Raw genomic sequence first — 12263 nt, forward strand, 5'->3', positions numbered from 1 at the left:
CCGTCGCTCCCCCCGGCGCACTACGGAGAACCATGAACAGCTTCGAGATGACTGACATCGACGGTGACGCCCTCACCTTCATCGTCCGCGACGGGAGCACCTGGGTCACGTGCACCAGCGGCGCCGACGAGGTGACCGTCGGGCCCTTCCCCTCGCACCTGCTGCGCAGGGCTCTGGCCTCGGAGCCGCAGCCGAACGGGCAGTTCACCACGACCTTCCTCGGCTCCTCCGCACCGTCGAATGCCCTCCGGGAAGGGACGCCGGAGCTCCGCCTCCTCTCCCCCATGAGTGAGAGCGCCGACGATCCGACCGAGCAGCGGCCACCCCTCGCCTGCCTGGAGGGATGACCGTGCAGCGGCTAAGGGAGAGGTCTGAGCGCAGCGGCCGACCCGTGACTTGAGTGCGCCAACGCCCTCCTCCGCGCACGGAACTCACGGCTCGGCCGAGTCTCGCGCCTGAGCAGCGCGCCGTGGAGCGAAAGTCGCCAGGGGTGTGCGGCATGCGGCTCCGCAACGGCTCAGGATCGAGCCTCTCGCGACGGCGGGGCCGCGAGGGAGACTCCGCCGGCTCGGACCCGCGGCGAACGCCCGCGTATCCTGCCCAGATGGATCTCACCCCTGCCCTCATCGGCGCTCTGCCGAAGGTCGCCCTCCACGATCATCTCGACGGCGGCCTGCGCCCTGAGACCGTGCTCGAGCTGAGCAGGGAGCTGGGCCTCGAGGTGCCTGGCAGCGAGCCCGCAGCCAAGGGCACTGCAGTCGACGGTCACGCAGCCGGCGGTCGTGCAGCCGACGGTCGTGCAGACGTCGAGGGCGAGCCCGCTGCCCCGTCGGCCCAGGTGGTCGCCGACTGGTTCCAGTCCGCCGCCGATTCCGGCTCCCTGCCCGCCTACCTCTCCACCTTCGACCGCACCCTCGCCGTGATGCAGACGGCCCCGCAGCTGCGCCGCATCGCCCGCGAGTTCGTCGAGGACATGGTCGCCGACTCCGTGGTCTACGCCGAGACCCGCTGGGCGCCGCATCAGCACACCGGCGCCGGGCTCACCCTCGACGAGGCCGTGCAGGCCGTCCAGGACGGGCTCGACGAGGGCGTCGCCGCGGCAGAGCAGGCCGGCCGACGGATCGTCGTGGGCCAGCTGCTGTGCTACCTGCGCCACCTGGAACCCACCGACGATCTGGTCGAGATCGCGGAGGCTCGTCGTGACTCCGGGGTGCTGGGGCTGGACCTCGCCGGCCCCGAGGTCGGGTTCCCCGCGTCCCGGTTCCGGGCCCAGTTCGAGCGCGCCCGAGCGGCCGGTCTGCGCGTGACGATCCACGCCGGTGAGGCCGACGCCCCCTCCTCGATCGCCGACGCGCTGGACTGCGGCGCCGAGCGGATCGGCCACGGCGTGCGCCTGCTCGAGGACATCACCGGGGAGGACTTCGGGCCGGTCGCCGCACGAGTGCACCGCGAGCAGATCTGCCTCGAGGTGTGCCCCAGCTCGAACCTACAGACCGGTGCCGCCGCAGACCTCGCCGCCCACGCCGCCGGGCCCCTGCACGCCCGTGGCTTCGCCCTTGCCCTCAGCAGCGACAACCGTCTGATGAGCCGCACCAGCACCTCCCGCGAGATGACCCTGGTCGCGCAGACCTTCGACTGGACCCTCGAGGACCTTGAACAGGTGGTCCTGTGCGGCCTCGAGAACGGCTTCGCCCCGGCGGAGCAGCGGCAGGCGCTGCGGGACGAGGTCGTGCTGCCGGCCTTCCGTGCCGCGCGCGGCGGAGATCGAGACACGACCCTCGACGGCGACGCGCAGGGCGCGTAGGCGCCCCCACCCTCCCTCTCCCATTTCTCCCTCACCCCCTTCTCTTCCTCTCCCTCTCCCCCTTCTCCCCTCGCCGCATCCCCCTCTCCCCCTCTCTCATCCCTCCCCTCGTCCCGCTCCCACCAGTCAGCGGGGCAAAGTAGGGGAATAGATGCAGCCATTCGCCCATGTTTGCCCCGCTCACCGCGCGGGGCGGGGCGAGGCGGGGCGAGGCGAGGCGGGGCGAGGCGAGAGAGTCTCGCCGCCGGGCAGTGATCCACGGGGCAATATTCGACTCCGCGCACCGGGTGCATTTGGTCGGCGTGGTGGCAGGATCAGCTCTGTGCCCGAGAATATCTCGCGCTCGCCCCGCTCCGACGAGCCCCGCCCCACGCAGGATGAGCAAACCTCTCCGACCCACGACCTCGAGTCGTCGGCCCCTCCTCCGTCGGCCTCGCCCTCGGTGCCCGCATCCCCCGAAGGGCGGGGCAAACATGGGGGAATCGGGGCTCCATTCGCCCCTGTTCGCCCCGCTGACGCGCATGTCGCCGCACCGTCGGCCGCACGCCCTCACCCGCACCCGCACCCGCACCACAGGCTCGACCATCGCGGGGTGCCCCGCCCTCACCAGCCGCTGCCCGCGGCGATGCTCGGCGCGCTCGGCGTGGTGTTCGGCGACATCGGCACCAGCCCGCTCTACGCCCTGCAGACCGTCTTCAGCCTCCACCACAACGCCGTCGCCCCCACCGAATCCGATGTGCTCGGGGTGATCTCGATGGTCACCTGGTGCCTGGTGATCATCGTGACCGTCGCCTATATCGGGCTGATCATGCGCGCCGACAACCAGGGCGAGGGCGGGATCCTGGCCCTGGCCGCGCTGGTGCTGCGCAAGCTCGGCGCCGATGCTCATCCGCGGCAGGCATCGATCGCGCTGGTGCTCGGAGTGGTCGGCGCCGCGCTGTTCTTCGGAGATTCGGTGATCACTCCCGCGATCTCCGTGCTCTCCGCCTTCGAGGGCATCGAGGTCACCGGCGCGGTCCCGAACTCGGTGATCCTGCCCGGCGCGCTGATCGTCCTGACCGGGTTGTTCGCGGTGCAGCGCTGGGGCACCGCGCGCATCGGCGGCTCCTTCGGAATCGTGATGGTGGTGTGGTTCGTGAGCCTCGCGGCGATGGGTCTGCCGCACGTGATCGCGCAGCCCTCGATCCTGCGTGCGCTGTCCCCGCACTACGCGATCGCGTTCATGGTGGACCGTCCGCTGGTGGCCTTCCTCGCGATGGGCGCCGTGGTGCTGACCATCACCGGCGCCGAGGCGCTCTACGCCGACATGGGCCACTTCGGTCACCGTCCGATCGCTCTGGCGTGGGTAGGTCTGGTGCTGCCCGCGCTGCTGCTGAACTACCTCGGGCAGGGGGCGCTGATCCTCGCCGACCCTGCAGCGATCGAGAACCCCTTCTTCTCGCTGGTGCCGGAGGGGCTGCGGATCCCGCTGGTGGTGCTCGCCGCGATGGCGACCGTGATCGCCTCCCAGGCCGTGATCTCGGGCGCGTTCTCCGTCTCCCGCCAGGCCACCCGCCTGGTGCTGCTGCCGAAGCTGAAGGTCACCCAGACCTCCCGCGAGCACGGCGGACAGATCTATGTGGGCAGCGTGAACCTGCTGCTGTTCGTCGGCGTGGTGACCCTGGTGCTGGTGTTCCAGCATTCCCAGGCCCTCGCCGCCGCGTACGGGCTCGCGGTCACCGCCACGATCATCCTGGTGCTCGCACTGTTCCTGCTGTACGCCGTGGAGGTGCTGCGCTGGCCGCTGTGGCAGGTGGTGACGCTCGCGGTGATCGTCGGCGGACTCGAGCTGCTGCTGCTCGCCGCGAACCTGATCAAGATCCCCGACGGCGGCTGGCTGCCGCTGCTGATCGCCGCCGTGCTGACCACGATCATGCTCACCTGGCGGCGCGGAGCCCAGCTCCTGGCGGAGCGCCGCCGCGAGATGGAGGGTCCGCTCGCGGACTTCGTCACCGGGCCTGCCCGCGACCTGCCGAGGGTGCCGGGCCTGGCCGTCTACCCCCACCCGGAGCCCTCCACGGTGCCGCTCGCACTGCGCACCGGCGCCGCGATGAATCACGTGCTGCACGAGCACGTGGTGATCCTGACCCTCGAGCACCTGGGGGTCCCGCACGTACACCGGGACGACCGGGTGCAGGTGAACGTGCTGGGCAATGCGGCCGACGGGATCGTCCACGTCACCTACCAGGTCGGGTTCCACGACCCGCAGGACGTCCCCGCCGCACTGCGCATGGCGATCGCGCAGCACGGGCGCGCTGCGGGTGTGGCCGGAGATGGGGGCGTGGCCGGGGTTCGGGACGGGGACGAAGATGAGGACGGCGCCGTGGCCGGCTCCGTGGCCGGGGTCGAGGTAGTGGCCGGGGTGGGATCCGGAGCCGGCTCGAGGACTGCGCTCGACCCGGCCCCGGAGGCCGCGGCGTACGTCCCAGAGCTCGACCTCGATGCCGACGAGGCGATCTACGTGCTCTCGATACTGCGACTCCAGCCCGGACAGGACCGCAGCATGGCCCGCTGGCAGAAGGTCCTGTTCCGGCAGCTGGATCGCGCCTCGGCCCAGCGGACCCAAGTGCTGCACCTGCCCACCACCCGCACAGTCGTCCTCGGCGCGGAGACCGAGCTGTAGGGAGGCCCGTACCAGGGAGCGGAGCGGATTCACTTCGTGAGCGGGGCAAAGTGGGGGGATAGACGAATCTATCGCCCATGTTTGCCCCGCTAGCGGGAGCGGGGTGGACGGGGCGAGGGTGGACGGGGCGCAGGTGGACGGACGGGGCGCGGGCGGGGAGGGTGTCGCGGCGGGGTCAGTCGGTGGTGACGCCGTGGAGGATCTCAAGGTAGCGGCGGGCGAGCACGTCGTCGTCCGCATGCTCGGCGACCCAGTCCCGGCCACTGGCCCGCACTGCGGCCCGGGAGCGATCGGAAGCAAGGGTCCGCCACAGGTCGGTGAGCGCCTCGACGTCCTCCGGCGGGAGCACATCGCCCGCGCCGGCCTCGCGGACCACGTCGGCCGCCTCGCCGTCCAGCAGCGCGGTGATGTGCCGGCCGGTGGCGAGCATCTCGTAGAGCTTCGAAGGAACGGTCCAGGCGAACGGCGCCCAGTCGCGCAGGGACACGATCACGGTGTCGGCCCAGGCGTACTGCTTGCCGACCTCGCGGTGCGGGATCCGGGGGATGACCTCCACCGGGGCGCCGAGCTCATAGGCGAGCGCCGCCAGCGCTGGCGCCTCGACCCCGTGGCCCACCATCCTCACCTGCACGTCCACGCCCTGCTCATGCAGCGCCGCGGCGGCGCGGACCACCGTATCCAGGCCCTGGGAGCGGCCCATGTTGCCCAGATACAGGCAGCGCAGCTCCGGATGATCGCCGGCCAGGTGATTGTACTGGGGCCGCACCAGGGAGAGGTCGGTGCCGTTGCGCACGACTCGCACGGTGTCCACGCCGCGCTCCTGCAGCACCTCCGCGAAGCGTCCGGTGGTGGTGACCACGGCGCGGGCCCCGCTCTGCCAGCCGGTCACCTGGTGATGCACCTCGCCCTTCGCCAGCGCCACTGCCCACGAGAGGGCGCGACGCAGCGCGCTGCGTTGCACGGTGTGCGCCACCTCCGGGCTGAGCGCTCCGACAGGGCCGACGTGGGTGACCAGATCCGGCCACGCATCCCGCATCTCGACCACCAACGGGACGCCCCACAGCGACGAGAGCGTGCGCCCCACCAGCAGCGTGGGGATGGCCGGGGCAGTGGCGATGATGACGTCGGGCCGGGACCCGGGGCGCGAATAACGGCGCCGGAGCCGACGCAGCGCATCCCCCGCCGCGATCACGTGATCAGCGGTGCGCGAGGCGATGTCCGCGCGGTGCGGGAGGAAGGCGGTGCGCAGAATCGTCTCGCCATGCCGACCGGTCTCGACCGCGCCGACCCGGTGCATCCTGCGCTGCGTGGGCGTGGGGCGTCCGCTCGGGTAGTGAGGCACCGGAGCGGCGACCGTGACGCGATGACCAGCGGCGATGAACCGCTGCACGAGCGCTGACCAGCGTCGTTGCGGCGCCCCGAACTCCGGCGCGTAGTAGTGGGTGAGCAGCAGCATCTTCATGCGTCGTCCACCGCCGTCTCGCGGATGCCGGGGGCTCTGTCGGCGGCGACGGGAGCGGCGTCGGCGGCGGCATCGGCGGGGGCAGCGTCAGCGGGGGCAGCGCTGGCGTCAGCGTCCGACCCCGCGTCGGCGTCATCTGCGGCGGCGGATTCTGCAGTGGATTCTGCAGCGGTGGCGAGCCCGAGGGCCTCCGCAGCCTCACGCAGCATCTGCGGGGACGCGTGGCCCGTGTCGGGAGGCCGGAGCCCCGACCTGGCGGTGGCAGCATCGAGTCGCAGCCGCACCACGTCCGGGGGCTTCGCCTCGGAGGACTCCGAGTCGGCGGCGTCGATGGCATCCGGGGCGGTAGCAGTGGCTGCAGCGTCGGCAGTGCCCGCGCCCAGGGCAGGAGCGTCGGCGCCGGTGGTGCCAGTTGCGTCGGTGCGGCCGGTGGCGGTGTCCGTGGCAGTGCCATCGGCCGGCTGCTCGGCGGGCAGGGCGGCGATCGCGGCCGCCGGGATCAGCACGCTGCGTGAGCTCAGCTGGCGGGGCATCACCGTGATCGCCGCGAGCTCACCGCTGTCGTCCTGCTGATAGATGTCCCGCACCCGGCCCACGGTCTTCCCGTCGCTGCCGAGCACGCTCAAGCCGGCCAGTCCCTGCAGGCGGCGGCGTCTTTCGGCCCGGAGGGACGGCTCCTGCCCGCCGGGTGCGGACTGCTCCTGCGGCGGTCCGCCGGGTACCAGCGCCGCAGTGTCGCCCTTCGCCGCTGAGAGGCTCTCGCGCACGGCAGAGTCGGTCCCTGGTACGGGTTCCTGGCGGCCTGCCAGGGCGGAGGCAGGATCCTCCGGCGTCGCTCCAGGTCTCATCGATTTCTTCCGCAGGCGTTCACAACCTGGAAGTCTACCGATCGGTCCCTTCCGATGCGACGTCCCGGTGAGATCGTTACAGCTCAGCATCCTGCCGCAGCCCGGGGATCACGGATCAGGGTGTGCCGGAGAAGCGACCTACCGGGTCCGACCCTGCCCAGGACAGGCGGGTCAGACCACCACGCAGCGGCGGACGAACGCCTGCACGTCCTGGATCGGGTCCGCATCCATCCGGTGCTGCAGCTCGCGCACCGTGTGCTCACGCACCGCAAGGCTCAGCAGCAGCGACACGATCGTGCGCGCCAGCATCTTCGGATCCGCGTCGTCCACCAGATGGCCGTTCGCCGCCAGACCCGTCAGCGCCTGCTCCAGCACATGCTCGTGCACCAGGCGCAGCCGGGCGATGCGGAAGCGGCCCGGATGATCCGGGTTCACGATCTCCGCCGACAGCGTCGCCAGCAGCGCCATCGAGTGCTGCCGAGGATCCCAGGGACCCGCCAGCGCCGCCATCAGCGACTGCGGGGAGGTCTGCAGCGACTCGACGGAATCCAGCAGCCCCTGGGCGCTCGCCTCGAGGCGATCGATGACGGCCCCGAGCAGCGCGTCCTTCGAGGGGAAGTGGTGCAGCATCCCCGGATGCGAGATGCCCACCCGGCGCGAGATGTCCCGCAGGCTCGCCCCGTGATAGCCGCGCTCGGCGAACAGGGCCGAGGCGCTGTCGAGGATCGCCTCGCGGCGCGATGACCCCGGCGCCTCGATGGGAGGCTCGCTCGGGGGCTCGCCCGGCTCCCCGCTCAGAGACGTCTGCGGCGAGAGAGTTCCCGCCGGTGCGTCGACCACGGCGCGCAGATCCGCGCCGATGCCGAGCTCCGTGGCCGCGATCGTGTCGAGGGTGCGCAGAGCGCGGGCCAGAGGATCCGTGCTGAGGTTCACCGAACCACCGCCCGGAGCCTCCTCGCTGACGCGGTCGGAGAACATGGCGGAGAGAGGTGCCGGTCCGGTGCCCACTCCGGGAGGGCCATTGGTGGCTGCGAGGGTCATCGACGTCTCTCCTTGGTCATATCAGCGCGCAGCGATCAGCTCCGCGATCTGGATAGCGTTCAGGGCAGCGCCCTTACGAAGATTATCCGCCACCGCGAAGAGAACCAGACCCTTGCCGTCCGGCACCGACTGATCCTGTCGGATCCGGCCCACGAACGTGCCATCCTGACCGGCTGCTTCGAGCGGGTTCGGGAGATCGACGACATTGACCCCGGGGGCCGACGTGAGCAGCTCACGGGCGCGTTCCGCCGACAGCGGCCGGTCGAACTCGACGTGGATCGCCAGCGCATGACCGCTCATCACCGGCACCCGCACACAGGTCCCCGCGACCGGCAGATCCGGCATCCCCAGGATCTTCCGGGACTCGTGGCGCAGCTTCTGCTCCTCGTCGGTCTCACCGGAGCCGTCGTCCACCAGGCTCCCGGCAAGCGCGACCACGTTGAACGCGATGGGCTTGGCGTAGATGGTCGGCTGGCCTAGGTCCACGGCCGACCCGTCGATCGCGAGCTTCTCGACATCGTCGACACCCTTGCGAACCTGACCAGCCAGTTCCTTGACACCTTCGACGCCGGAGCCGGACACGGCCTGATAGGTCGCGACCTTCAGCCGGGCCAGGCCCGCCTCGTCGTGGAGAACCTTCAAGGCGGGCATCGCGGCCATCGTGGTGCAGTTCGGGTTCGCGATGATTCCGCGCGGCGGGTTCACTAGCGCCTCCGGGTTCACCTCGGAGACCACCAGCGGCACCTCGTCATCACGGCGATAGGCCGAGGAGTTGTCGACCACGATGGCGCCGGTCGCCGCGTAGCGGGGCGCGAGCGCCTTGGACGTCGAACCACCGGCGGAGAAGATCGCGATGTCGAGCCGGCTGCCGTCGGAGCTGATGTCCGCGGTCTCGGCGTTCTCGATGGTCAGCTCGTGGCCGGCGTACTGGACGGTCCTGCCCGCGCTGCGGGCCGACGCGAACACGCGGATCGCAGAGTGCTTGACCGCCCGGTCGGCGAGCAGGGCGAGCATCACACGACCCACCTGACCGGTGGCGCCGACGACGCCGATGACAGGCCCGTCGGCCGCATAACCCGGGGTGAGAGAGAAATCAAGCGTGCTGGGGGTGCTGGCGTTGCTGCTGGTGTTCATCGTCCGGTCCCTCCGTAGACCACGGCCTCGGTCTGCTCGGCGTCGAGGCCGAACGCCGTATGGATCACGCGCACCGCGTCGCTCAGCCGAGCCTGCTCGGTGACGACGGAGATGCGGATCTCCGAGGTGGAGATCATGTCGATGTTGATGCCGGCCTCGCCGAGCGAGCGGAACAGCAGCGCCGAGACGCCCGGGTGCGAGCGCATCCCGGCGCCGACGATGCTGACCTTGCCGATCTGGTCGTTGTAGCGGACCTCGGTGAAGCCGATCTCCTCGCGCGCCTCCTCGATCGCCTTCAGCGCGGCGGGGGCGTCGGATTCGGGGAGCGTCAGCGAGATCGCGACCGTGTCATCCACGGTCGAGGAGTTCTGCACGATCATGTCGATGTTCGCGCCGCTGCTGGCGACCACGTCAAACAGCTTCGCCGCACGGCCGGGGAGGTCCGGGACCTCGACCACGGTGATCTTGCCTTCGCTGCTGTCATGCGCGACGCCCGAGATGATCGGCGCCTCGAGGCCGGGTGCGGCGAAACCGCCTGCTGCGATGTCGTCCATGGGGAGCTCCTTGGTCGGGTCGGCGGCGTCGCGTCGAACGACATCCGCGGTACGGAGGGTCACGTCGGGGTCGATCGGGATCTCGCGCTCGGGATCGTCCGCGACGATCGTGCCGACGCGGCCCGAGTACGAGGAGCGCACATGCAGCGGCACCCCGTAGCGGCGCGCGTACTCGACGCTGCGGGCCATCAGGATCTTCGAGCCGTTGGCCGCCATCTCCAGCATCTCCTCGCTGGAGATCAGCGGCACCCGGCGTGCCGACGGGGCGATCCGCGGATCGGCCGAGAACACGCCGTCCACGTCCGAGTAGATCTCGCAGACGTCGGCGTTCAGCGCTGCGGCGAGCGCCACCGCGGTCACGTCCGAGCCGCCACGGCCCAGCGTGGTGATCTCCTTGGAGTCATGCGAGACGCCCTGGAAGCCGGCGACGATCGCGACCGCGCCCTCGTCCACGGCCTCCTGTATGCGGGCCGGGGTGACGTCGCGGATCTGCGCCTTGCCGTGATCGCCGTCGGTGATCAGGCCGGCCTGCGAGCCGGTATAGGCGCGGGCGGTGACGTCGACGTTGTTCAGCGCCATCGACAGCACCGCCATCGAGATCCGCTCCCCCGCCGTGATCAGCATGTCCATCTCGCGCGGTGGCGGATTCGGGGTCACCTGCTCGGCGAGGTCGATCAGCTCATCGGTGGTGTCCCCCATCGCGGAGACCACGACGACCACCTTGTGGCCGGCCTTCGCGTAAAGGGAGATGCGCTTCGCGACACGCTTGATGGAGTCGGCGTCAGCGACGGAGGATCCTCCGAATTTCTGGACGACCAGGCTCATGAGGCAGGTTCCTTACGCGGTGGAGGACAGGCGGGGTGATGCGGGTGGTGCGGTGGGCCAGCCGTGGGCGGGCCCTGGACGGGCCTGCCGTGGGGCGGGCCTTGGACGGGCCTGCCCTAGGTGGGCGGGCCCTGAGTGGGACCGCTGGTGGGCGGGCCCTGGGCTGGATCGGTACCGCAGAAATGTTCCCGTTCCGCCGCGCCGATGGGCAGTGCTTTCACTCGCCCGACGCGGCTCCGGGCACCCTGCGAGCGGGCACCAGCCGCCGCCCAGTCTACGAAAATGCCTGGTCCTGGCCACAGTGACCTCGGCATGCGAGACAGGCCCCCTGGTCAGCGCGATTCAGCCCCGTGACCAGCACAACATCCCCCCGGGCGTGGCGTGATCAGGCCAGGCCAGGCAGAGGCGTATTCTCCGCCGCTCACGGGTACTGCTCACGAGTGCTGTCCTCGGGGCCCCCCACCCCGCCAGCGGGCCCTCCGCCTCATCGCCGGGCACCTCCACCTCGCCAGCGGGGCAAAGTTGGGCGATAGATTCCGCTATCCCCCTACTTTGCCCCGCTGGTGCGACGGGACGGGCCCCACTGGCGCGACGGGACGGGCCCCACTGGCGCGAGGGCTGCTCTCGGGCAACGCCCGACCCTCCCTCGACGCCAGGATCACCGAAAAGAGAACTCCTCCATGGGGAGGATCGGTGGGCAGAGCAGTGACCTCGGGGTTGTGGATGACGGGGTGGAGGAGCCTCCGCGCGGCGGAGCATGTGCCCATGCCCCGACTCCCCTACCCGCTGCCACCATCGCTGCCGTATGCCGTGTTCACGGCGGCGGAGGCGAAGCAGGCTGGGGTGAGCGTGGATCGGCTGAGGGCGAATGATCTCCGCCGGCTGGGCTACGGGATCTACGCCCGCACGGACGTCGACCTCACGGAGCTCGCGCTCCTGACCGCGATGACCCGCAGCGACCCCCTGGTCGTGGCGAGAGGTCAGAGCGCAGCACGGCACTGGGGCTTCCCGTTGACGCAGGCACTGCAGAGATGGGACGCGGCTCCGCAGATCACCCCCGTCCATCTGACTGCCGGCGATCTCGTCCATCGCGACACGAAGCTCCTGCGTTGGAATCGGCAACGCTTGCGCGCTGAGGAGATCGTCACGATCTCGGACCTGAGAGTCACCAGTCGGATTCGCACCTGGCTCGATCTCGCTCAGGAGGTCTCCCTCGACCAGCTCGTGAAGATCGGCGACCACCTGGTGCGGATCCCGCGCGCCTGGGCGGAGAACCGTCTTGAGCCCTACGCCACGCCCGCCCAGCTCATCGATGCCACACTCGCCTACCCCGGCACCGGCAGGCCACGTCTGAGAGAGGCGCTCACGCTGATTCGAATCGGCAGCGATTCCGCCGCCGAGACGACTCTTCGCCTCGCCGCGGGCCGAGCACAGCTCCCCACCCCCGAGCTGAACGTTCGCCAGTTCACCGATGGGGTTGACCTCGGCGAACCGGACCTGGCCTGGCCCGAGTGGAAGGTGTGCGTCGAGCATGACGGGCCGTCCCACCGCACGAAGGAGCAGCAGGAGAAAGACATCAGGCGTCGGGAGCTCCGGGAAGCGCATGGCTGGATCGAGGTGCAGTCGGTCGCTGTCGACCTCCACAACGGGTGCCGCCGTGGGCTGCGGCGGATGCGGGAAGCGCTCCTGAAGCATGGCTGGCGCCCCACCGCCGACCCCGGCGCGCAACGCGCCCCACGCCGACGACGACCCGCCTCGCGCTCGGCCCCGATCATCTCGCCATCACCGGATCGCGCGAGCCGTCCGGCCAGATGAGTCGCCCAGCCAGATGAGTCGCCCAGCGACGTGATCAGGACGGTGGCGCGGATCGCCCGCCCCCGGAGGGAACTGCCACGTGAGCGGGGCAAAGTGGGGTGAATAAGGGTAGCTATCG

General features: G+C 70.6%; 9 protein-coding genes. 4 read left to right on the top strand and 5 right to left on the bottom strand.

Annotated elements, in window-relative coordinates; genetic code table 11:
• Positions 1-32: 32 nt before the first annotated feature.
• The 3 genes from ABD893_RS00235 (at position 33) to ABD893_RS00245 (ending at position 4466) form a co-directional block, all read left to right on the top strand.
• The gene (locus ABD893_RS00235; protein WP_345075469.1) at positions 33-347 is read left to right on the top strand and encodes a hypothetical protein; all 315 of its coding nucleotides are present in this window, start codon (positions 33-35) and stop codon (positions 345-347) included.
• A gap of 257 nt (positions 348-604) precedes the next feature.
• Positions 605-1804: an adenosine deaminase family protein gene (locus ABD893_RS00240; protein WP_345075470.1), complete on the top strand. Its 1200-nt coding sequence runs from the start codon at positions 605-607 to the stop codon at positions 1802-1804.
• A gap of 592 nt (positions 1805-2396) precedes the next feature.
• The gene (locus ABD893_RS00245; RefSeq protein ID WP_345075471.1) at positions 2397-4466 is read left to right on the top strand and encodes a potassium transporter Kup; all 2070 of its coding nucleotides are present in this window, start codon (positions 2397-2399) and stop codon (positions 4464-4466) included.
• 175 nt (positions 4467-4641) lie between these two features.
• On the opposite strand, the gene ABD893_RS00250 is transcribed toward ABD893_RS00245, so the two are convergent.
• From ABD893_RS00250 to ABD893_RS00270, 5 genes are all read right to left on the bottom strand, one after another.
• Entirely contained in the window at positions 4642-5928 is a 1287-nt protein-coding gene (locus ABD893_RS00250; RefSeq protein WP_345075472.1) for a glycosyltransferase family 4 protein, read from the bottom strand.
• A complete protein-coding gene (locus ABD893_RS00255; protein ID WP_345075473.1) occupies positions 5925-6695 on the bottom strand; it encodes a PRC-barrel domain-containing protein in 771 nt (256 codons plus the stop codon). Before ABD893_RS00255 ends, ABD893_RS00250 begins: the two co-directional genes overlap by 4 nt.
• Positions 6696-6947: 252 nt before the next feature.
• Complete coding sequence (locus ABD893_RS00260; protein ID WP_345075474.1) at positions 6948-7817, bottom strand: TetR/AcrR family transcriptional regulator; 870 nt, start codon at positions 7815-7817, stop codon at positions 6948-6950.
• 21 nt (positions 7818-7838) lie between these two features.
• Positions 7839-8951 carry an aspartate-semialdehyde dehydrogenase gene (locus ABD893_RS00265; protein ID WP_345075475.1) on the bottom strand — a complete coding sequence of 371 codons (1113 nt, stop codon included), beginning with the start codon at positions 8949-8951 and terminating at the stop codon, positions 7839-7841.
• Positions 8948-10330 carry an aspartate kinase gene (locus tag ABD893_RS00270; protein ID WP_345075476.1) on the bottom strand — a complete coding sequence of 461 codons (1383 nt, stop codon included), beginning with the start codon at positions 10328-10330 and terminating at the stop codon, positions 8948-8950. Before ABD893_RS00270 ends, ABD893_RS00265 begins: the two co-directional genes overlap by 4 nt.
• 765 nt (positions 10331-11095) lie before the next feature.
• Here ABD893_RS00270 and ABD893_RS00275 point away from each other — a divergent pair.
• On the top strand, positions 11096-12145 hold the full coding sequence (locus ABD893_RS00275; protein ID WP_345075477.1) for a hypothetical protein: 1050 nt from the start codon (positions 11096-11098) through the stop codon (positions 12143-12145).
• Positions 12146-12263: the final 118 nt, after the last annotated feature.

Origin of the sequence: Brachybacterium paraconglomeratum (assembly GCF_039541415.1) — a bacterium.
GTDB lineage: Bacteria > Actinomycetota > Actinomycetes > Actinomycetales > Dermabacteraceae > Brachybacterium > Brachybacterium paraconglomeratum_A.